The 20,448-nt window shown below is 69.1% G+C and carries 18 protein-coding genes; 13 read left to right on the top strand and 5 right to left on the bottom strand.

What is annotated here, in order from left to right; translation table 11 throughout:
* Positions 1 to 72: 72 nt before the first annotated feature.
* From ABN028_RS17065 to ABN028_RS17055, 3 genes are all read left to right on the top strand, one after another.
* The gene (locus ABN028_RS17065; RefSeq protein ID WP_349330758.1) at positions 73 to 663 is read left to right on the top strand and encodes a DUF5998 family protein; all 591 of its coding nucleotides are present in this window, start codon (positions 73 to 75) and stop codon (positions 661 to 663) included.
* Positions 664 to 1,779 carry an alkaline phosphatase family protein gene (locus ABN028_RS17060; RefSeq protein ID WP_349330757.1) on the top strand — a complete coding sequence of 372 codons (1,116 nt, stop codon included), beginning with the start codon at positions 664 to 666 and terminating at the stop codon, positions 1,777 to 1,779.
* Between the two features lie 198 nt (positions 1,780 to 1,977).
* Positions 1,978 to 2,634 (top strand): thymidine kinase, encoded by a 657-nt coding sequence (locus ABN028_RS17055; RefSeq protein ID WP_349330756.1) that lies wholly within the window; start codon positions 1,978 to 1,980, stop codon positions 2,632 to 2,634.
* A 57-nt stretch (positions 2,635 to 2,691) separates the two neighbouring features.
* On the opposite strand, the gene ABN028_RS17050 is transcribed toward ABN028_RS17055, so the two are convergent.
* Positions 2,692 to 4,023 carry a M20/M25/M40 family metallo-hydrolase gene (locus tag ABN028_RS17050; protein WP_349330755.1) on the bottom strand — a complete coding sequence of 444 codons (1,332 nt, stop codon included), beginning with the start codon at positions 4,021 to 4,023 and terminating at the stop codon, positions 2,692 to 2,694.
* 70 nt (positions 4,024 to 4,093) lie between these two features.
* Positions 4,094 to 5,104, bottom strand: coding sequence for a S66 peptidase family protein (locus ABN028_RS17045; RefSeq protein WP_349697243.1), 1,011 nt, complete (start codon positions 5,102 to 5,104; stop codon positions 4,094 to 4,096).
* 179 nt (positions 5,105 to 5,283) lie between these two features.
* On the opposite strand from ABN028_RS17045, the gene ABN028_RS17040 reads away from it, so the two are divergent.
* Positions 5,284 to 6,225 carry a sulfurtransferase gene (locus tag ABN028_RS17040; RefSeq protein ID WP_349697242.1) on the top strand — a complete coding sequence of 314 codons (942 nt, stop codon included), beginning with the start codon at positions 5,284 to 5,286 and terminating at the stop codon, positions 6,223 to 6,225.
* Complete coding sequence (locus ABN028_RS17035) at positions 6,222 to 6,902, top strand: nucleoside/nucleotide kinase family protein (RefSeq protein ID WP_349697241.1); 681 nt, start codon at positions 6,222 to 6,224, stop codon at positions 6,900 to 6,902. Before ABN028_RS17040 ends, ABN028_RS17035 begins: the two co-directional genes overlap by 4 nt.
* Here ABN028_RS17035 and ABN028_RS17030 read toward each other — a convergent pair.
* The 3 genes from ABN028_RS17030 to ABN028_RS17020 all read right to left on the bottom strand — a co-directional run bounded on the left by ABN028_RS17030 (position 6,848) and on the right by ABN028_RS17020 (position 10,078).
* Positions 6,848 to 7,372: a hypothetical protein gene (locus ABN028_RS17030; RefSeq protein ID WP_349330751.1), complete on the bottom strand. Its 525-nt coding sequence runs from the start codon at positions 7,370 to 7,372 to the stop codon at positions 6,848 to 6,850. The genes ABN028_RS17035 and ABN028_RS17030 overlap by 55 nt on opposite strands.
* 220 nt (positions 7,373 to 7,592) lie before the next feature.
* Complete coding sequence (gene sepH / locus ABN028_RS17025; protein WP_349330750.1) at positions 7,593 to 8,744, bottom strand: septation protein SepH; 1,152 nt, start codon at positions 8,742 to 8,744, stop codon at positions 7,593 to 7,595.
* Positions 8,745 to 8,854: 110 nt separating this feature from the next.
* Positions 8,855 to 10,078 carry an MFS transporter gene (locus tag ABN028_RS17020; protein ID WP_349697240.1) on the bottom strand — a complete coding sequence of 408 codons (1,224 nt, stop codon included), beginning with the start codon at positions 10,076 to 10,078 and terminating at the stop codon, positions 8,855 to 8,857.
* Positions 10,079 to 10,173: 95 nt separating this feature from the next.
* Between ABN028_RS17020 and ABN028_RS17015 the strand changes: the two genes are divergently transcribed.
* The 8 genes from ABN028_RS17015 to ABN028_RS16980 all read left to right on the top strand — a co-directional run bounded on the left by ABN028_RS17015 (position 10,174) and on the right by ABN028_RS16980 (position 20,417).
* Positions 10,174 to 11,253, top strand: a complete 1,080-nt coding sequence (locus ABN028_RS17015; protein WP_349697239.1) for a ferrochelatase — start codon at positions 10,174 to 10,176, stop codon at positions 11,251 to 11,253.
* 239 nt (positions 11,254 to 11,492) lie between these two features.
* Positions 11,493 to 13,877, top strand: coding sequence for a LuxR C-terminal-related transcriptional regulator (locus tag ABN028_RS17010; protein WP_349697238.1), 2,385 nt, complete (start codon positions 11,493 to 11,495; stop codon positions 13,875 to 13,877).
* An 83-nt stretch (positions 13,878 to 13,960) separates the two neighbouring features.
* Positions 13,961 to 16,060, top strand: coding sequence for a S9 family peptidase (locus tag ABN028_RS17005; RefSeq protein WP_349697237.1), 2,100 nt, complete (start codon positions 13,961 to 13,963; stop codon positions 16,058 to 16,060).
* A 338-nt stretch (positions 16,061 to 16,398) separates the two neighbouring features.
* Positions 16,399 to 17,484, top strand: coding sequence for an ABC transporter permease (locus tag ABN028_RS17000; RefSeq protein ID WP_349330745.1), 1,086 nt, complete (start codon positions 16,399 to 16,401; stop codon positions 17,482 to 17,484).
* A gap of 3 nt (positions 17,485 to 17,487) precedes the next feature.
* Positions 17,488 to 18,405 (top strand): ABC transporter permease, encoded by a 918-nt coding sequence (locus tag ABN028_RS16995; RefSeq protein ID WP_349330744.1) that lies wholly within the window; start codon positions 17,488 to 17,490, stop codon positions 18,403 to 18,405.
* Between the two features lie 14 nt (positions 18,406 to 18,419).
* On the top strand, positions 18,420 to 19,373 hold the full coding sequence (locus ABN028_RS16990; protein ID WP_349330743.1) for an ABC transporter ATP-binding protein: 954 nt from the start codon (positions 18,420 to 18,422) through the stop codon (positions 19,371 to 19,373).
* Positions 19,366 to 20,235: an ABC transporter ATP-binding protein gene (locus ABN028_RS16985; RefSeq protein ID WP_349330742.1), complete on the top strand. Its 870-nt coding sequence runs from the start codon at positions 19,366 to 19,368 to the stop codon at positions 20,233 to 20,235. The genes ABN028_RS16990 and ABN028_RS16985 overlap by 8 nt, the downstream gene beginning before the upstream one ends.
* Complete coding sequence (locus ABN028_RS16980) at positions 20,232 to 20,417, top strand: hypothetical protein (protein ID WP_349330741.1); 186 nt, start codon at positions 20,232 to 20,234, stop codon at positions 20,415 to 20,417. The genes ABN028_RS16985 and ABN028_RS16980 overlap by 4 nt, the downstream gene beginning before the upstream one ends.
* The last annotated feature ends 31 nt before the right edge of the window (positions 20,418 to 20,448 follow it).

Here is a 20,448-nt window from a genome sequence, read left to right as displayed (position 1 = left end):
GCGCTGGTCACTCGGTGCCGCCACAGCGCGGTCGCCGACCGAGTGGACGCTCGGCGTGGAAGGATGACAGCCATGAGTGAGTCCGTGAGCACGACAGTCGAGCTTCGCGCCGCGATCGACCGGAGCGGTTACTACCCGGACGTCGTCGCCGACGCGCTGGAGACCTGCCTCGCCGGTGAGCGGGTGCTGTCGTACTTCGTCCACCACGAGCCGACGTTCACCCGCGACGAGGTGACCCGCCACATCACCGTGCTGGTCCTCACCCCGACGCGGCTCATCGTGGGCCACACCGACGAACACCCCGCCGACGACAGCCTGCCGACGCCTTACGCCACGGCGTCGACCGAGGCGGTACCCATCGACCGGGTGAGCTCGGTCGTGGTGAGCCGCGTGGTCGCCAACCCGGCGGCGTACGAACCAGGCGGGGCCGTGCACTCGGCGATCCTCACTGTCGGGTGGGGAGCGATGGGACGTCTGGAGCTGGAGCCGGCCGCCTGCGCCGACCCCAACTGCGAGGCCGACCACGGCTACAGCGGCACGTTCTCTTCCGACGACGTGACGGTCCAGGTCAGCTCGGCCGCCGAGGGTGGCGACGCCGTCGGGCGCCTGCTCGGGTTCGCGCAGGAACTGTCGAGCGTGTCCCGGCGCCCGTCGGTCCGGTGAATGCTGGTCCTCCCGAAGTACGGCGAGGCCGCCCTCTCTGATCTCGTCGCGGCCGCGATGGCGGGTCTGGAGGTCGACAGCGCGCGGAACCTGCTCGGGCTGCCGCCGGCGAGGCGGTACGTCGTCCTCCTCATCGACGGACTCGGCTGGAACCTGCTGCGGACCTACGCCACCGAGGCGCCGTACCTCGCCGGGCTCGCCGACCAGGGCGGGCGGCCGCTGACCGCGCCGGTGCCGTCCACGACCTCGACGAGCCTGGTCAGTTTCGGCACCGGGCGCCCGCCCGGTGAGCACGGGGTGGTCGGCTACACGATGCTGGTGCCGGGCACCGACCACCTCCTCAACACGCTGCGCTGGAACACCACCGTCGAGCCACTGCTCTGGCAGCCGCACGCCACCCTTTTCGAGCAGGCCGAACGAGCCGGCGTCGCGGTGACATCGGTGTCACCCAAGGCGTTTCGCGGCTCGGGCCTCACCGTGGCGGGGCTCCGCGGTGGCGAGTTCGTGGCGGCCGACAGTGCCGGACAGCGGATCGCGTACACCGCGGAGGCGTCCGCCCGCGGCCAGCGCAGCCTGGTCTATCTGTACGAAGGAAGCCTTGACTGGACCGGCCATCGGGACGGCTGCCACTCGCCGGCCTGGAGGCACCAGCTGTCAGCGACCGACGCCTTCGTCGCGCGACTCCGTGCGGCGTTACCCGCCGACGCGACCCTGCTCATCACCGGCGACCACGGCATGCTCGACGTACCCTTCGACCGACGGGTCGACGTCGACAGCGACCCGCGACTCCGTGCGGGGGTCTACCTCGTCGGCGGTGATCCACGGTTGCGCTACCTCTACACCGAGCCTGGGGCGACCGACGACGTGGTGGCGGCCTGGCGCGAACGGCTCGGGCCCGACGCGATGGTGCTCACCCGGGACGAGGCCGTGACCCAGGGCTGGTTCGGTCCCGTGGACGAACGGGTGCTGCCGCGCCTGGGTGATGTCGTGATCGCTTCGCTCGGCGATGTCGCCGTGGAATGTGCCGCCGAGTTTCCCATGGAGGCGAGCCTGCTCGGCTGGCACGGCTCACTCACCGCCGACGAGATGCTGGTACCCCTCCTCGTCGCCGCCTGATCCGTGGGAATGATCACGCATACGTGATCATTTCCCACGACACACGGCAAATTTGCCGTGCATCGTTGGTACTTGCCAGGTAAGCGTGATCGTTCACGTCCGGCGCGTCGGTGGCACGGGTGTGAGGTAGCCCACCCTTTTCGACCACGAGTCGATCACGGCGTGTCTCGCAACCTGAGTTTGCAAGGATGGCTCGCCGTGGCCGAACTCGTCTTCTTCACCGGAACGATGGACTGCGGCAAGTCCACACTCGCCCTCCAGCTGGACTACAACGCGCGTCAGCGTGGGCTTGCTGGGCGTCTGTTCACCTGCCATGACAGGGCCGGGCAGGCGACGCTGTCCAGCCGCCTCGGACTGACCGTGCCGGCGATCGAGGTCAAGGCTGATCTCAACCTGCAGCGTCTGGTGGTGGGGGAGATGACCGCGGGCGCGCGGATCGACTACCTGATCTGCGACGAGGCACAGTTCTACTCGGGTGAGCAGATCGAGCAGCTCGGCCGCATCGTCGACGAGTTGAGCGTCGACGTCTACGCGTTCGGGATCTTGACCGACTTCCGGACCCGGCTGTTCGAAGGCAGCCAGCGCCTGGTGGAACTGGCCGACCGGGTGGAGGCCCTGCAGGTGAGGTCGCTGTGCTGGTGCGGCCGGCCCGGCACCCACAACGCGCGCACCGTCGGCGGCGTCATGGTCACCGAGGGCGAGCAGGTGGTGATCGGCGACACCGACGAGGTGCGGGCGCTCGACCTCGGCTACGAAGTGCTGTGCCGGCGCCATCACCGGCGGAAGGTGACTGCGCACGTCGGCAACTCAGGATCGCTGTCGCCCGACGTCCTTCCGTTCGGCACCAGCAGCTGACCCAACGACGACCGGGAAACGCGCGACGGCCCCGTACGCAGGAACGTCCGCGCCAGCTCAGCACTCCTGCAGGAACCGGTCCAGCACCCGCGCCCCGAACCGCAGCCCGTCGACCGGCACGCGTTCGTCGACCCCGTGCGCCATTCCCCGGAACGCATAGTCGGGCGGCAGGCGCAGCGGCGAGAAGCCGTAGCCGGCGATGCCGAGCCGGGCGAACGCCTTCGCGTCGGTGCCGCCCCCCATGCAGAACGGCACGACGACCGCCTCGGGATCCTCGGCCCGCAGCGCGTCGCCCATGGCCCGGAACCACGGCGAGTCCACGGGCGCTGCGACGGCCTCGGTGTAGTCGAGCGTTTCGCGGCTGACGTCGGGGCCGAGCAGTTCGTCGATGGTGGCGAGGAACTCCTCCTCCGTGCCGGGCAACGCGCGCCCGTCGAGCAGGGCGTGGGCGGTGCCGGGGATCACGTTGATCTTGTATCCGGCGTCGAGCATGGTCGGCGTGGCCGTGTTGCGCACCGTGCCGGCAGCCAGCAGGCTCGCCCGGCCGAGGCGTTCGAGGGTGCCGTCGATGTCGGTCAGGTCGACGGGGACGTTCAGGGCCGCGCCGGCGTGTTCGAGGTAGGCCTGGACCGTCGGCGTGAGGCGTACCGGCCACTCGTGGTCCGCAATCCGGCCGAGCGCCTTCGCGAGCTTCACGACCGCGTTGTCGGGGTTGGGCCGAGACCCGTGCCCCGCCCGCCCGCGTGCGGTGAGCCGCAGATGGATGGTGCCGCGCTCGCCGGCCGCCACCGGGTAGAGGCGTACGCCGTCGACATGGAACGTATGCCCACCGGACTCGCTGATCGCCGCCGTACACCCGGCGAACAGGTCGGGGTGGTTGTCGACCAGCCAGTTCGCGCCGTAATCGCCGTGTGCCTCCTCGTCAGCGACGAACGCCACCACGATGTCGCGCCTCGGCTCCACCTCCCGGACCGCCCACGACCGCAGCACGGACAGGACCATCGCGCACATGTCCTTCATGTCGATCGCACCCCGGCCCCACACGTAGCCGTCCTGGATCCTTCCGCTGAACGGCGGCACGGACCACTCACTCGGATCGGCGGGTACGACGTCGAGGTGGGCATGGACGAGCAGCGCGTCGGCCTCGGGGTCGCGGCCGGCGATCCGGGTGACGACGTTGGCCCTCCGGGGAGCGGACTCGAGCGTCTTCGGTACATAACCCGCAGCCGCCAGCGTGTCGGCGACGAACGCAGCCGCCTCGCGCTCGCCCACGGAGTCGCCAGGTCCGCGGTTGGTGGTGTCGAACCGGATGAGCTCGGCGCAGAGCTCCTCGACGCCATCGTCGGGGTGGCCGGACGACCCGGAATCCTGCGTACTGGCTGGGCTCACAGCGGTCCTTCCTGGCTGGGAGGTGTGTGGGGTCTGGGGACGTGTGCGGTCGTGGCCCTTCCTCCGGACGCTAGGCGAGGGCAGGTTCGGTCAGTCTCAGCCTGGCGGTACCGGTCTGGGCGTCTGATTCCAGCTCGACCTCGCTGCCGAGCGGGACCGCGAGCTGCCCACGGCAGTGGCCGAACCCGAGCTCCCAGACGATGGGTACGCCGAGATCGCCCAGCCGGTCGGACAGGACCTCCCGGACGTCGGCGAGTTCACCACAGTCGACCCACGAGCCGAGGGCGATGCCGGCCACGTTGCGAAACCACCCGGCCCGGCGGAGGTGGCTGAGGTACCGGTCGATGCGGTACGGCTCCTCGGTGACGTCCTCGAGCAGCGCGATCGCCCCCGGAGGCGGCGGTGCGATCTCCGGGACCCCGGCACCACTCGCGACCAGGCTCAAATTGCCGCCGACCGCGATCCCGCGTGCCCGACCAGGTACCAGTGGCGCGGCCCGCGGACTCTCGAGCAGCACGCCAGCATCGGGCGCGAACAGCATGCGGCGCAGATTGTCCTGGGCCACCGGGTCGTCGACGAAGGAGCCGCTGCCCACCATCGCGCCGAAAACGGTAGGGATACGCAGCCGCGAGCCGATCACCTGGTGGAGTGCCGTGATGTCGCTGGACCCGGTGAAGACCTTGGCCGGTGCTGCGGCGAGTGCGTCCCAGTCGAGAAGGTCGAGAGTCCGCATCGCACCGTAGCCGCCGCGGGCGCAGAACACCGCGACCGTCTCCGGATCGCACCAGGCCCGCGTCAGGTCCTCGGCCCGTTGTCCGTCCGTACCGGCGAGATAGTCGAACCGGGGATGCCGGGCGTGTACGTACGTGCCGAGGCGTACGTCCAGCCCCCAGGCCGACAGGATCGCCACCCCCTTGTCGAGCAGGTCCGGCGCCACTGGTCCGGCGGGCGCCACGACGCTCACCCGGTCCCCGGCGCGAAGTCGCCGGAGCCGGTCGTTGTGGCGGGGCCGGTCGTTGTGGCGGGACCGGTCGTGCTGGCGGGACCGGTCGTGCTGGCGTCCCCCGTGTTGTCCTGGCATCGATGCCACTCCTTCTCGCAGCGCCCGTCGACAGCACTTCGGAGCAGCCTGTCAGATGCGGCCTCGTCACGAGGGCGGTGGTCCGCGCGAGGGTAGCGATCGGTCATGGCGAGGATCAGCGGTTCCCGAGCCCGCGGGTTGTGTGTGGCATGGCGGTCGGATTTGGAAGACTGCGTGCCGTGAGTGCGCTGATCTCAGTCTCCGAGCTGTCCGAAACCCTGCGGTCGGACCGGCCGCCGGCCGTGCTCGACGTCCGGTGGGCGCTGACCGGACCACCAGGTCGGAGCCGGTACGACGTCGGCCACATTCCTGGCGCCCGGTTTGTCGACCTCGACAAGGACCTGTCCGCTCCGCCCGGCGGGTCCGGGCAACGGTATGGCGGGGGCCGGCATCCGCTGCCGGATGCGGAGGCCTTCTCCCAGGCCATGCGGCAGGCGGGGGTGTGGGCCGACCGAGCGGTCGTGGTCTATGGCGAGCAGGACGGCTTCGGTCCCGCCCGAGCATGGTGGTGCCTTCGGTACTTCGGCCACACCGCGGTCCAGTTTCTCGACGGCGGCTTCCCCGCATGGATGGCGGCCGGCCTGCAGGTCGAGTCGACGACGCCGGACGTCGCGCCAGGTGACTTCGAAGCGCAACCGGGTGGGATGACCCTGCTCGACGCCGACGGTACCGCACGGATGGCACGCGAGGGCGTGCTGCTCGACGCCCGGGCGGGGGAGCGGTACCGCGGCGAGAGCGAGCTGGTCGACCCGGTTGCCGGCCACATTCCAGGAGCCCTGAACGCACCCACCGACGCCAACACCAGTGGCTCAGGCGGCTTTCGCGCCGCCGCGGAGCTGCGGAAGCGGTTCGCCGGCCTGGGTGTGAAGCCCGAGAGCCCGGTCGGCGTCTACTGCGGATCCGGCGTGAGCGCGGCCCACGAGGTGCTCGCGCTCGAACTGGCCGGAATCCCGGCCGCGCTGTATGTCGGCTCATGGTCGGACTGGGTGTCCGACCCGAGCCGTCCCGTGGCGACGGGCACGCATCCGGATCCGCCCGGTGCCCAACCAGGGGCACAGCAGAGCCCACCGACCGGCGGGTGGTTCGCGGAGCACGCGCGTGGTGGCGAGCGTCAGGGGTGAGCGCCGCACGGACCGAACTCCTGACCAGGCTCGCCGACCTCATCGAGGCAGTCCGCCGACCGCATCCGGTACGGGTGGCGATCGATGGCGTGGATGCGGCAGGCAAGACCACGCTGGCCAACGAGGTCGCCGAGGTGCTCCGGGCGCGGCGTCGGCACGTGATCCGCGGGTCGATCGACGGGTTCCACCGACCTCGGGCGCTACGCCGGCAGCGGGGTGAGCTGTCGCCGTACGGCTACTACGCGGACTCCTTCGACACATCGGCCGTTCGTACGTTCCTGCTGGATCCGCTCGGACCGGACGGTGACCTGCGGTATCGCTCCGCGGTCTACGACTACCGCGCCGACCGCCCGGTCGAGACGCCGCCCGTCCTGGCGGTGCCGGACTCAGTCCTGGTCTTCGACGGCGTATTCCTGCTCCGCCCGGAGTTGCGAGCCGCGTGGGACCTCCGCCTCTTCGTCTCGGTCGGTTTCGCCGAGATCCTGCGCCGTGCGACCCGGCGTGACGCGGACCTGTTCGGCGACGTCGCGCAGGTGAAGCGCCGCTACCACGCGCGGTACCTCCCCGGCCAACGGCTCTACCTCGCCGCCGAGCGACCGGCGTACGAGGCGGACGGCGTCGTCTACAACGACGACCCCGCGAGGCCCTGCATGCGGATGCGGACCACCTCGCGCTGAGTCAACTCGAGACGACCGCCGGCCGCCCGCGCGTCCCAGGCGTCGAGTCCGTCGCGGGAACGGCCGCGAAGCAGTCGGCGCCACAGCGTGTCGAACAGCGGTGCGGCCTCGTCGGGCCCGAGGAGCCCTGCCTCGTGGCCGCACCAGCCGCGATCCCTCATTCCGTCGTACGCCACGATCTGCGCCGGCCGCGCATCGACGGGGACGATGTAGCGCGGAGCGTCCGAGGAACTGACAGGGCCGTCGTCATGGCTGCGGCCGCAGTCGCATCCGCGGCTGGCGACGGGGGCGGCGACGAAGAGAGCCGACTCCGGGTGGCGCTCCATGGTGACCCGGGTGCCGCGGCACCGGAACAGAACCAGACCGCCGTCCGGGATCAGGGCGCAGACCTGGATCGGCGTGGGATGGGTGGGTGCGACGATGGTGAACCCTCGCTCGGAAAGTGCGCGGGTCCAGTCGGCGAAATTCATCACGAACGTCCTTGAAGCTGCTGGTCGCGGGTGCATCGATCCCTTGGATGAGGACCAGGTCGCGAGGCCGGCGAATACCGGCACAAAAGCCGCGGAACCTGGGGTGGCTCAGCGACAACAACAGCGACAAGAGACGCGTGAACGCATGGCGGCCATTGTGCCAGCGGCATGCGCGTACCCCCTGGGCAGGGGTCCTCTACCCAGGGGAGGCGGGCCCGATCTAGTCCTTGGCCTCGCGGCCACCGCCGCCGAAGAGGATGTCGTCCCAGCTGGGAACCGAACCCCGACGGCCGCTCGAGCGGGCCCGCTTGCGCCGTGCCTCGGCGGTCGAGCGGGCCCGACGCGGTGTGGCCTGCTCGCTGCCGTTGGACCGCTCGGCGGCGGGCGGGGGAGCCGGCTCGGCCCGGGATGCGACGGCAGGTTCCTCAACGCGCTCGGTGCTGGGCGGATCATCAAGATCGGGCATCTCGTCCGGGGCGAGCTCCCCGGAGTCCGAGGTTGGCGGACCGGCGTCGGGCCGGTGCTCGCCGGACGTGCTCCGCCCCGGCTGTGGCTTGGGTCCAGACCCACGGGCGGCCAGGGTCTGCGACAGGTCGATCGTGTCCTCGGTCTCGGGAAGCTCAAGGGCCGGCTCGGCCGGGGTGACGCCCGGGTCCGGCGAAGGAACGGGTGCGAGCCGCAGCCGGTGACCGTCTCGGGTGGAACGACCCGCGGCGGAGCGGTGTCGTTCGTCGGCGTCGTCAGGGGAAGGCCCGAACCCTGGTGCCAGCTCTGGCGTCAGCCCCGGAACCGGCTGGGTGGCCTCGCCGACGAGAGCCCTGGCGATGTCATCCGCGGACGTGACCACCCGGCCGAGCGGGTCGTAGCGGAACGTCGCCTTGTGGTCGGTGCCGCCGAGGCCGAACGACACGGCCACCACCCAACGCCCCTCGCTGCTCCGCCAGGCGTCCCAGCTCGCGTGGTCACGGCCCACCTGCAGCTCGTCGAGACGCTTGCCGACCGCTTCGTCGAGAATCTGGCCGGGCCCGTCGCGTCCATTGCGGCGGAGTGCACAGCGGCGGGCCTGCTCGGCGATGTATTCACGCTCGGCGAGCACCGGGCCGGCGTAGCGCAGGATGCGTTCGATCGGCACGTCAGCCGCCGCCGCGATGTCCTCTGAGGACTCACCGGCCCGCAGGCGGGCCTGGATCTCCTTGGGACGAAGCCGGCTCTGCCGCTCCAGCGGCAATGCACCTTGCCGGGCCCGATCACTCACCACTGCTCCCCGTAGTCGATCGTCGACGCGTAGCGCGAACTCCTCGCCAGTGCGCTCGTGAGTCAGGACCAGATGGGTGCCGTCATCGCTGAGACGTACCAGCTTGACGTCGCGCATCGTCTCCGCCTCCCCACTTCTCGAGCCCGTCTAGTCTCTCCTGGCTCGGGAGGGCGACGCCAGGCAGCGCGCCGTGGACATCGGAGGTCCTTGGGCAGGCTTTGGATTAATCAGGCCGCGGATCGGGCAAGGCTAGCGTCTTCGGGCGAGGAAACCCGCGGGCCGGGCGCGCGGCCGGCGAGTGTGACGAGGGCGGTGGCGACGGCCGCGACGAGCGGGACGAAGAACCCCGCGCGTCCGCCGGCGGCGTCCACGACCAGTCCGGCGATCGCCGCGCCCGCCGCGACACCCGCTGCCACTCCGGTGTGCGTCCACGCCATGCCCTCGGTCAGTCGCGACGCGGGCACCGTGCGCTCGATCACCGCCATCACGGCGACCAGAGTCGGTGAGATGGCGAACCCGGCGAGGAACATGACGACCCCGAGGATGCCGAGGTGACCGATGAACGGCATCGGGATCAGGGTGACGGCGAGCACCGCCGCACTCACCCGGAGCCGGACATGGGGTGGGGTACGCAGCCGCAGTGTGCCGATGACGAGCGCGGCGAGCATGCTTCCCGTCGCCCAGACCCCGAGCAGCACGCCGGACAGGGCGCGCTGGCCGCCCTCCGACGCGACGGCCACGACGACCACCTCGGCACTGCCGAAGAGGACGCCGAGACCGGCGCTCGCGACGACGAGCGGTCCGAGGTTCGGCCAGCCCAGAGCAGGTTTCCTGCCCTGCCCCGCCCGGACCTGGTGCACCGGAGGTTCCGTGCGTCGCTGGACGGCGAGCAGCAGTGCCCCGGAGAGTCCGGCGAACACCGCCGCCGCAAGTCCGGCGACGGGGCTGATCGAGGTGGCGAGCAGGGTGATGAGGGGTGGGCCGATCATGAACACCAGTTCGTCGATCAACGCCTCGAGCGCGAACGCGGTGTGTAACCCGGGCCGGCCCTCCAGGACGTGCGTCCAGCGGGCCCGCACGAACGAACCGATCAGCGGGCTGGTGGCACCCGAGACGGCCGCGATGAGCTGCGGCACCGGCGAGCCGGTGCCGGCCTGGACGGCGACGATGACGCCACCCATCGACACCGCGTTGAGGAGAGCGAGCGGCGGGATGACGCGGCCCTGGCCGAAGCGGTCGACCAGCCGCGCCTGCACCGGAGCCGTGACCGCCTGCGCGACGATGAACGCTGCCGCGACGGAGCCGGCGAGGCCGTAGGAGCCGCTCACCGCCGACACCAGGAGCACGAGGCCGATGCCGGTCATCGATATCGGAAGTCGGGCGTACCACCCGATCGCCGAGAACGCGAGACTGCCGGGCAGGCTCAGGATCGTGCGGTAGGGCGTGAACATGTGACCAGCGGCTCGCAAATGCTCGACGGTGAACTGGACTCGAGTTCGTTCACCCTAACGACGGGCACCGACAGACCGCCTGGGAATATCGACCCATGGCGGCCGAACCGTTCGATGCTCTCCTGCTGGTGTCCTTCGGGGGTCCGGAGAAGCCGGCCGACGTCCTGCCGTTCCTCGAGAACGTCACACGCGGTCGGGGCATACCGCGCGAACGCCTCGCCGAGGTCGGCGCACACTACGACCTCTTCGGGGGGCGGAGCCCGATCAACGACCAGTGCCGGGCGTTGCGTCAGGCGCTCGTCGACGAGTTCTCCGCGAGCGGGCTCGACCTCCCCGTCTTCTGGGGAAACCGGAACTGGGACCCCTACCTCGTCGACGCCGTGCGCGAGCTCCGTGACGCTGGCGCCAGGCGGGTGGTGTGCCTGCTGACCAGCGCCTACGCGTCGTACTCGGGCTGCCGGCAGTATCGCGAGGACCTGGCGGCAGCCGTCGCGGAGGTCGGTGAGGGGGCGCCGGTGTTGACCCGACTTCCGCACTACTTCAACCGGCCGGGCTTCGTCGCGCCGTTCGTCGACGGTACGCAGGAGGCGTTGGCTCGGCTGCCCGTAGGCGCTCGCGTCGTGTTCGTGACCCACTCGATCCCCGAGGCGATGAACGACGCGAGCGGCCCGGACGGCGGTCGCTACGTCGCCGAGCACCGTGACGTGTCCGCGGTCGTCGCCGCCACGGTGGCGGAGCGCATCGGCACCCGCCTCGACTGGGACCTCGCCTACTGCAGCCGCTCGGGTCCGCCCGCCATGCCGTGGCTCGAGCCCGACATCAACGACCACCTCGCCACCCTCGCCGACAAGGGCGTGCCCGGCGTCGCCGTCGTACCCATCGGTTTCGTTTCCGACCATATGGAAGTGATGTACGACCTCGACACCGAGGCGAGGGCGACCGCCGAACGGCTGGGGCTGGCGTTCGCGCGCGTTCCCACGCCGGGCGTCGACCGGCGGTTCGTCGCGATGGTGCGCGAACTCGTGCTCGAGCGGATCACGACGGCCCGCGGAGAGATCGCCGAACCGCCGGCCGCCGCGGTCGAAGGTCTGCTCGGGCCGGCGTGGGGTGACTGTCCGGCGGGCTGTTGCGCCAATCTCCGTGGACCGCGCCCCGCCGCCTGTGGCGCCGACTGACACGCTCCCTTCCCGCAGGAAGCCCGCAGGAAGTCGGCCGCGAGGGTTCCCCCACGAAGTCGACCGGGGAAAATCGAGATCTGGAAATGTGTCGCTACGATGACCTGGATATGGCCGGCGCATGACGGGGCAACAAACCGCGGAAATGCCCGGCTCCCTTCTTTGGGTGACCACGGACACTGCTGAGTAGACACGCGATGCAGACATTTCCCTCAGGGCACGGTGCTCTTCCCTGTGAGGTGACGACATTCGTCGGTCGCCGCCAGGCGGTGGCGGACGTCAAGCGCCTCTTGTCAGCGGCGCGACTGGTGACGTTGACCGGGTTTGGAGGGGTCGGCAAGTCCCGGTTGGCCATGCAGGTCGGTCGTGAGCTCCGCCGAGCCTTCCCTGACGGTGCGTGTCTGATCGAGCTCGCGAAACTCAGAGATCCGCTGCTCGTCGGACAGGCGGTCGCGGCCGCACTGGATGTCCGCGACCGGTCGGTCCGCAATATCGAGTCGGTATTGTTGCGCTATCTCGCAGACAAGCGAATGTTGCTCATTCTGGACAACTGCGAACATGTTCTCGACGGATGCGGCGAACTCGTGACCCGCCTTTTGTCGGCGGCACCAAAGGTACGGATACTGGCGACCAGTCGGGAATCACTCGGTATTTCCGGTGAACACAGTTGGCGCGTCCCTCCTTTGGCATTTCCTACCGAGACCGCTGCGGGGACCATGGGCGTTTCTCGGCTCGCGGGGGAGGCGACCGGTCGGTTACCGGCCCGCCGGCACGAGGCGCTGATGCTCTTCGAGGACCGAGCCGCGGCCGTGTCGCCCGGCTTCTGCGTCAACGGCGACAACGAGGCGACCGTCGCCCGGCTCTGCCAGCGTCTGGACGGCGTACCTCTCGCCATCGAACTCGCGGCGGTCCGGATGCGGATGTTGTCGGCGGAGCAGATCCTCGCGCGGTTGGAGGATCGCTTCCGGCTGCTGACCGACGGCCAGCATGACGCGCAGGGCCGGCACAGGTCGTTGCGTGCGGCGGTGGAGTGGAGCTTCGACCTCTGCACCGAAACCGAGCGGTTGCTGTGGGCACGGTGCTCGGTGTTCGCCGGCGGGTTCGACCTTGACGCGGTGGAGAGCGTCTGCGCAGGCGAGGGCCTCTCCCAGGCGGACGTCTTCGCCGGCGTGACGGGACTCGTGGACAAGTCCATCCTCAGCTGCGACCACACCGGGCGGGCGGCGAGATACCGGATGCTGGAGACGATCCGGCACTACGGTCAGGAGCAGCTCGTCGCCGGCGGCGAGGAGGCCACCGTCCGGCGCGGGCATCGCGACTACTACCTGCGGATCGCCGAGCAGTCCGACGCCGACTCGTGCGGCCCACGCCAGGCCGAGTGGATGGCGCGGCTACGGGACGAGCGATCGAACATCTGGGCCGCGCTCGACTATTGCCTCACCGAACCAGGGGAGGCACGGACCGGGCTGCGGATGGCGTCGGCGCTGTGGTTCTACTGGGTCGCGTGTGGTGTCGTCCGCGATGGTCGGCTCTGGTTGGACCGCGCGCTCGCCCTCGACACCGCGCCGAGTGGTGAACGCGCCCGCGCGCTGTGGATGGCCGGTTGGATCGCCAGTCTGCAGGGTGACAACACGGCGAGCCGGCGCCTGCTCCGTGAGTGTCAGGGCCTCGCCAGGCAGCTCGGCGACGAGACCGACCTGACGTATGCGACCCAGTTCCTCGGTGAAGCGGAGACCTTCGTCAACGACCTCGAGCACGCGATGCCGTTGCTCGACGACGCGTTGTCTCGGCATCGGCAGGCGAACGCCTGGACGGCGCCGGGACTGCTGATCTTCGGTCAACACGCCAGAACCGACTTCCTTCGCGGCGATGTCGACCGTGCTGTCGCCCGGCTCACCGACGGTCTGGAACTCTGCGTGTCTCTGAACGAACGCTGGACGCTCTCGTGCACGGAGTGGAACCTCAGCGTCACCTGGTGGGCAGCGGGGAACGTGCGGGAGGCCGCGAAGTACGCCGGCGACGCATTGCGGAAGAAGGCGGCGCTGGACGACCAGTTCGGCATCCCCTTCTGTCTCGAGGTCCTGGCATGGGTCGCCGCGTCCGACTCCCGCCCGCACCGAGCCGCGGTGCTCCTCGGTGCCGTACGCAGGATGTGGGACCTGATCGGCCGTCCGCTCTTCGGCTTCACCACCCTGCTCGAGTGGAGTGCGGAGGCCCGGCAGCGCAGCCAGGTCGCCCTGGGTGAGGACGCGTTCGCGGCGGCCGAGCGGATCGGTGCCACAGTCCCGCAACAGGAGCTGATCGCGTTCGCGCTGAGTGACGAGGCGGATCTCCAGGCGGTGGCGGGCAGCGCTACCGTCGCTGTGCCGTCGACCGGGCGGGGCACGACAGCCGTACGAATTCCGGCTTCCCGGAGGCCCGCGGCCCCGGCAGCCCTGACCAGACGCGAACGCGAGGTGGCCGCACTCGTCGCGGAGGGGATGACGAACAAGGAGATCGCCTCCCGGCTGGTCATCTCCCGCCGGACGGCGGAGGCACACATCGAGAACATCCTCACCAAGTTCGGGTTCAACTGCCGCGCACAGATCGCGGCATGGGCGGCCGTCAACGCCGAGCTGGCCTGAGGTGTCCTCGGTGGCGACCGGATGCGCCAGAGCGTCGAGCCGCCGGGAAGAAACTTCCGATCCAGGACATTAGGCTCTGGATCATGACTGCGGAGACGACGCCCGGACCAGGCGCGGAAGCCGGGCAGGATCCGGTGGCCGATCCGGCGACACCGTTCCACGACCTCGACCACTATGTCGCGCTGCGGCGGCTGACGGGCATGTGGCTGGCTCCCGACGGGGGCCAGCTGGTGGCGGCCGTCCAGCAGCTCGCCCCGGACAGGAAGAGCTACCTCAGCGCGCTGTGGCGGATCGACCCCTACGGGGATAGGCCTGCCCGGCGCCTGACGCGTGGCGCCAGTGGCGAGACCAGCCCGGCGTTCCTCCCCGACGGGTCACTGCTGTTCGTGTCCAAGCGACCACACGCCGAATCCGAAGGATCCAAGGAGTCCGACGACGAGAAGCCTGCCCTGTGGCTGCTCCCCGCCGCCGGCGGCGAGGCGCGTGCGGTGGCGACAAGGCCAGGCGGGATCGCCGGCGTAGCGGTCGCGCGCGCCGCCGGCACCCTGATCGTGTCTGCCTCCGCGCTGCCGGGAGCGAAGACGCCTGACGACGACGCCGAACGCCGGAAGGACCGCAGGGACCACGCGGTTGCGGCGATCCTGCACGAGGGTTACCCGATTCGGCACTGGGACCACGACCTCGGTCCCGACGAGGTGCGCCTGTTCGCCGCGGAGCGGCCGCTCGCGGGCGACGCGGAGGAGGACGAACCCGTCGACCTCCGTGACCTGACCCCTGAGCCGGGCCGTGCCCTCGACGAGGCCAGTTACGACGTCAGTCCCGACGGCAACACCCTGGTGACGACGTGGGGCGTTCGCCTCCCACGCGGTGACGTACGCGCCGAGCTCGTGGCGGTCGACACGGCGACGGGCGAGCGCCGGGTGCTCGGCGGCGACCAGGCCTACGAATACGGGGAGCCGCAGATCTCGCCCGACGGCCAGTGGGTGGCATGCGTACGCCACCTTCGCAGCACGACGGAAGCGCCGGCGGACAAGACCCTGTGGCTCGTGCCGCTCACCGGCGGACCGGGCCGCGACCTCACCCCGGAGCTGGACCTGTGGCCGACCGGGCCGCGGTGGTCGCCTGACGGGAGCGTGCTCTACTTCGTCGCCGACGAACTCGGCCGAGCGCCGGTGTTCGCGCTCGAGGTCGATACCGGTGACATCCGCCGGTTGGCCGCCGACGCGGCCTACACCAACCTGTCACCGGCGCCGGATGCCCGGTCGCTCTACGCCCTGCGTACGTCCATCGACGCGCCGCTCGCGCCCGTCCGGCTGGCCGTGGACCGTGAGGACCAGACTCCGACATTCCTGCGCGGACCGGACGAGGCGCCGGCCGTTCCCGGTCACGTCAGCCAGGTGAGAACGGAGGCGGCCGACGGCACACCGCTGCGGGCCTGGCTGGTCCTGCCCTCCGGCGCGTCGAGCGACACACCCGCTCCGCTGCTGTTGTGGATCCACGGTGGCCCGCTCGGCTCGTGGAACACCTGGAGCTGGCGGTGGAACCCCTGGCTGATGGCCGCTCGCGGCTACGCCGTGCTGTTGCCCGACCCCGCACTCTCCACCGGCTACGGCCGCGAGTTCGTCAAGCGGGGTTGGGGACGTTGGGGTGCTGAGCCCTTCACCGACCTGATGAGCATCACCGACGCTGCCTGCGCCCGCGACGACATCGACGAGCAGACGACGGCCGCGATGGGCGGGTCGTTCGGCGGCTACATGGCCAACTGGGTCGCCGGGCACACCGACCGGTTCAAGGCGATCGTGACGCACGCGAGCCTGTGGGCCCTGGACCAGTTCGGGCCGACGACCGACGTCGCGGCGTACTGGTACCGCGAGCTCACACCGGAGCGCGCTCTCGCCAACTCACCGCACATGTTCGCCGACCGGATCCGCACGCCGATGCTGGTCGTCCACGGCGACCGTGACTACCGCGTTCCGATCGGCGAGGCGTTGCGGCTGTGGTGGGAGCTGTCGTACCGCCACGAGGGGGAGCCGGACGACTTCCCGCACCGCTTCCTGTACTTCCCTGACGAGAACCACTGGGTGCTCAGCCCGCAGCACGCGAAGGTGTGGTACGACACGGTGCACGCGTTCCTCGCCTGGCACGTCCACGACGAGCCATGGGCCCGACCAGACCTGGTCTGAGCCGGTCGGCCAGAACCGGGCATTCGTGACATGGCTGCCAATTCAGGTCTTTCATTGCGCGAAACGGGTTGCATCCAACGAGGACTGCGCACATTTCAGCAACAAAATCGGGTTACATCTTGCTGGATGTGGTTCCGTTCAGCCGGGTCGAAGGTATAGCTTCCGGGCAGTCAAACTCCGTCTCGCGGACCTGCGAGGCGGAGTCCCTGTGACCTGATGTCCCAAGCCTGCATGGAGAGTTCCCGTTCGACTGCGCTGTGTAGTTATCGAAGGCTGTTGTTGTAGGAAAGCAGGCGGCGCTGCCGAGGCAGCAAGCGCCGTACGACCGGGAGGTGAAAGTGTCGGCGACCGACCAGACGGAGCACGCGGTCGAGCAGAGCAAGACTCCGCGACAGTCCGGACGAAGGTCCGCGGCGCGATATGTGGTCGGTCGGATAGTCAAGGCACTGTTCACGATCTACGTCGTCGCGACGGCGACGTTCTTCCTCGTGCGACTCCTTCCTGGCAACCCGGTTGACGTCTACATCAACCAGCAGATCGCGCAGTACGGCATGAGCTACCAGGACGCCGCCAACCAGGCCGCGGGACTGTTCTCGTTCGATCCCAACGAGCCGGTTCTCCTGCAGTACCTCGACTATCTCGCCGGCATCGTGAGGGGTGACTTCGGCGAGTCGCTGCTCTCACCCGGCTCGTCCGTGCTCGGCCAGATCGGTGCGTACCTTCCCTGGACACTCTTCAGCGTCGGAATCGCCCTTGTCGTCAGCTTCATCCTCGGCATCGGGATCGGCATGATGATGGCCTACCGGCGCGGCGGCATCTTCGACCATCTGATGACCTTCGCCGGCTCGGTGACCCACTCGGTCCCCAACTTCCTGCTCGCGATGATGATCGTCGTCTTCTTCGGCGTACAGCTGGAGTGGCTGCCGATCGCCGACATGCGCGGTGCCTACTCACCCGGCGTGGTTCCGGAGTTCAGTGCGGCCTTCATCGCGGACGCGCTCTACCATGCGGCGTTACCGATGCTGGTCTATGTGCTGACCTCGCTCGGCGGTTGGATGCTGGTGATGAAGTCCTCCACCGTCGAGACGCTCGGCGAGGACTACGTCACCGTCGCACGAGCCCGTGGGCTCACCGACCGGCGGATCCAGTTCCAGTACGTCGGGCGCAACGCGATGCTGCCGCTCTTCACCAGCTTCGCGTTGTCCTTGGGATTCGTCGTCGGCGGCTCGATCCTGGTCGAGCAGGTGACGCAGTACCAAGGCATCGGCTTCCTGCTGTTCGAGGCGGTCAACCGGCGTGACTATCCCGTCCTCCAAGGGATTCTGCTGGTCGTCACCATCTCCGTCGTGATCGCCAACCTGGTCGCCGACCTTCTCTACAGCCGGATCGATCCGCGGATCCGGATCGCGAGCGGAGGGAACTGAAACGTGGCCCAGATTCTCGAGCCGAGCGCCACGGACTTCCACGCTCCGCCACCACCGGACGAGAAGGACGTCGGTGTCTTCAGGGCGTTCGTCCGTGCGCTGATGCGCAGTCGCACTGGCTTCATCGGGTTTCTCGTCTTCGCGGGCATGGTGCTCATCTGCCTGATCGGTCCGCTGTTCACCCCCGACGACCTGCCGACCGACGTCGCGAGGATCTACGCCGCACCGACGCTCGCGCATCCCCTGGGCTTCGACTCCGAGGGACGCGACGTGCTGATGCAGCTCATCAACGGTGGGCGAACGGTCATCTTCGTCGGCTTCATGGCGGCACTCGTCTCCACCGTCATCGCCGTCCTCTTCGGGGCACTCGCGGCGTACGTCGGTGGCCGGGTCGACTCCATCATCGTCACCGCCACCGACATCGTCCTGACCGTTCCGGGCATCATCCTGCTGGCGGTGCTCGCCGCGTTCTACCGGGTCGGAAGCTCCTGGGCACTGGCGGTGATCCTCGGCATCCTGGGGTGGCCGGGGCTCTTACGCGCCGTGCGTGCGCAGGTGTTCTCGTTGAAGGAACGCGAGTACATCGAGGCGGCCAAGCTGCTCGACCTCGGCACCGTCCGGATCGTCATCCGCGAGATCCTGCCCAACATGGCGAGCTTCATCCTGATGAACTTCGTCATCGGCATGACGAACGCCATCTACGCGCTGGCCGGCCTTTATCTGTTGGGCCTCGCGCCGATGGAGGGCGACAACTGGGGCATCATGATCAACTTCGCGTGGACGCGGGGGGCGATCTTCTTCGAGGGCAGCTTCTTCTACATCATGGGCCCGGTGCTCGCGATCTGCATCCTCCAGCTCGCGCTCGTGACGATGGCCCGCTCGTTCGAGGAGATCCTCAACCCGCGGCTGCGGCACAACTAGGAGGACGTACGCAAGTGGATCGCGAGCAGGAGAGTCCCACGGTGACCGGATCGGCGTCCGGCGTCGCCGCGACAGGTGAGCCGATCCTGTCCGTGCGGGATCTCTCGGTGGAGTACAAAACCGGCCAGGGTGTCGACGATCCCGCACAGCGTGCGGTCAACAGCGTGAGTTTCGACCTCTACCCGGGCGAGAGCATCGCGCTGATCGGCGAGAGTGGGTGCGGCAAGACCACGCTCGGGCTTGCGATTCTGCGTCTCCTGCCCAGACTCGGCTCGATACCGAGCGGATCGGTCACCTATCGACGCAGGGACGGGTCGGTCGTCGATCTCCTGAGCCTGAACCACGAGCAGCTGCGTCAGTTCCGGTGGAGCGAGTGCGCCATGGTCTTCCAGGGCGCGATGAACTCCTTCAACCCCGTCCTGCGGGTCTGGGACCAGATCTATGACACCATCCGGGCACATGACACGTCGATGTCCCGCCACGACGCCCATGACCGCGGTGTCGAGGTGCTGAAGGAGGTCGACCTCGAACCCGACCGGGTACTCAGGTCCTACCCCCACGAGCTGTCCGGCGGGATGCGCCAGCGGGTCCTGATCGCGATGAGCATGCTGTTGCGCCCGCAGATGCTGATCCTCGACGAGCCGACGACCGCACTCGACATCCTGACCCAGCGGGCGATCGTCGACCTCATCCACGACCTGCATGACAAGCTCGACTTCGCGATGATCTTCGTGTCGCACGACCTCGCCGTGGCGGCCGAGCTCGCGACGCGGGTCGCGACGATGTACGACGGCGAGATCGTCGAGATGGGCGATGTCAGGGACATCTTCTATCGCCCGCAACACCCTTACACCACGAGCCTCATCAACGCCGTGCCCACGGTTGCCGACGGTTCGACCGTCGTCGAGTCACCCGTCGGTGCCACCGGCCAGGAGTCGCCCGCGAACGGAGGTCCGGCCGATGAGTGAGCTACTGGAACTCGACTCTCTCACCCACGTGTTCAAGACCCGTCGCGGCGAGGTCCGTGCCGTGGATGATGTGTCCCTCAAGCTCGCCGAGGGCGAGGTGCTCTGTCTCGTCGGCCAGAGCGGCTCGGGCAAGAGCACCGCGGCCAAGATCGCGTCCGGTCTGCTCAAGCCCACCGAGGGTGCCGTGCGGTTCGACAAGGGAGACATCTACGCCAAGGGCCACGGGCACAAGCAGCGGTTCAAGAGCTTCCGACGAGCCGTTCAGTACGTCCATCAGGATCCGTACGCCTCGCTCAACCCGATCCAGGACGTCATGGCCACCCTGTCCGCGCCGCTGTTCCGGCACCGCCTGGTGCGCAGCAGGTCGGAGGCCCGCAGCCGGGTGTCGGACCTCCTGACCCAGGTGGGTCTCACACCTCCGGAGACGTTCCTGACGAAGTTCCCGCACCAGATGTCAGGCGGCCAGCGGCAGCGGGTGGCGGTGGCAAGGGCGCTCACGCTCGACCCGCGGCTGATCATCGCCGACGAGGCCACCTCGATGCTGGACGTGTCGATCCGGATCGGCCTGCTCGGCATGCTGACCAAGCTGCGCAAGGAACTCGGGGTCGGCTTCCTCTACATCACCCATGACCTCGCGATGGCGAAGTACTTCGGACGTGAGGGCAACATCGCCGTCATGCACGTGGGCCGGATCGTGGAGTTCGGCCCGACCCTCGACGTCATCGCGGACCCGCAGGATCCCTACACCCAAGCACTTCTGGAGGCTATCCCAGAACCGGACCCCGACCTGGCGCGGCGCAAGCGCGCCGCCCGCCTCGCGGCCAGCCGAGCCGGCCAGGACAAAGGAGTTCCGGCGGCATGATCGGTCCCGGAGCCGGAATGGCGGCATTTCGATGGGCGGCTTTCCTTGCCGTGTGCGCAGGGTTCCTGCTGCTCGTCGTCCAACCCGGGACAGCCGAGTTCGTGATCACCGTGTTCATGCTGTGTCTCAGCGTGTTCTTCGCTGGGGCGGTCGCTGTTCTCGTACGAATGAAGAATCGCTGAGGAATCACCTCCTTATGCGGCACAACCCTTT

It is taken from the genome of Actinopolymorpha sp. B17G11, from assembly GCF_040196095.1.
Lineage (GTDB): Bacteria > Actinomycetota > Actinomycetes > Propionibacteriales > Actinopolymorphaceae > Thermasporomyces.
Note: the sequence above shows the minus strand (reverse complement) of the source record. Positions and strands in the feature narration are given on the sequence as shown.

What these genes read in the sequence shown, in the direction of transcription:
- ABN028_RS17065 (WP_349330758.1), top strand. Translation starts at nt 73, where the DNA reads ATGAGTGAGTCCGTGAGCACGACAGTCGAGCTTCGCGCCGCGATCGAC.
- ABN028_RS17060 (WP_349330757.1), top strand. Translation starts at nt 664, where the DNA reads ATGCTGGTCCTCCCGAAGTACGGCGAGGCCGCCCTCTCTGATCTCGTC.
- ABN028_RS17045 (WP_349697243.1), bottom strand. Translation starts at nt 5,104, where the DNA reads ATGCCAGGACAACACGGGGGACGCCAGCACGACCGGTCCCGCCAGCAC.
- ABN028_RS17030 (WP_349330751.1), bottom strand. Translation starts at nt 7,372, where the DNA reads ATGAATTTCGCCGACTGGACCCGCGCACTTTCCGAGCGAGGGTTCACC.
- sepH (WP_349330750.1), bottom strand. Translation starts at nt 8,744, where the DNA reads ATGCGCGACGTCAAGCTGGTACGTCTCAGCGATGACGGCACCCATCTG.
- ABN028_RS17020 (WP_349697240.1), bottom strand. Translation starts at nt 10,078, where the DNA reads ATGTTCACGCCCTACCGCACGATCCTGAGCCTGCCCGGCAGTCTCGCG.
- ABN028_RS17015 (WP_349697239.1), top strand. Translation starts at nt 10,174, where the DNA reads ATGGCGGCCGAACCGTTCGATGCTCTCCTGCTGGTGTCCTTCGGGGGT.
- ABN028_RS17005 (WP_349697237.1), top strand. Translation starts at nt 13,961, where the DNA reads ATGACTGCGGAGACGACGCCCGGACCAGGCGCGGAAGCCGGGCAGGAT.
- ABN028_RS16985 (WP_349330742.1), top strand. Translation starts at nt 19,366, where the DNA reads ATGAGTGAGCTACTGGAACTCGACTCTCTCACCCACGTGTTCAAGACC.
- ABN028_RS16980 (WP_349330741.1), top strand. Translation starts at nt 20,232, where the DNA reads ATGATCGGTCCCGGAGCCGGAATGGCGGCATTTCGATGGGCGGCTTTC.